Origin of the sequence: Pseudomonas alkylphenolica, assembly GCF_004025535.1 — a bacterium.
GTDB lineage: Bacteria > Pseudomonadota > Gammaproteobacteria > Pseudomonadales > Pseudomonadaceae > Aquipseudomonas > Aquipseudomonas alkylphenolica_A.
Map to the genome: position 1 here is coordinate 1 of NZ_QJRG01000014.1, position 270 is coordinate 270.

Sequence of the window (270 nt, forward strand, 5' to 3'; positions counted from 1 at the left end):
AGGCGCTGACGGCAGAGAACATGGTCGAGGTGCTCGACAGCACCAGCGTCTGGTTCGAGAAGGTTGCCGACCTGTTCACCAAGGCGGATGCCACCGTCGAGGCGGCCATTGCTGCGGGCAGCTGTCGCTGGTTCGACGCGCAACGGCTCAAGCTGGTGCTTTCACTGTTTTCGTCCCTGCACCAGTACCTGATGACCGCGATGCCCGGCAATGCCCTGGACCGGCGCCTGTTGGCGCCAATGCTCGGCTTTGTCCATGCCGGCCTCGGCA

General features: G+C 64.1%; 1 protein-coding gene. It reads left to right on the top strand.

Annotated elements, in window-relative coordinates; genetic code table 11:
* A partial coding sequence (locus tag DM813_RS28325; RefSeq protein WP_164897185.1) for a hypothetical protein occupies positions 1-270 on the top strand: 270 nt, incomplete at both ends.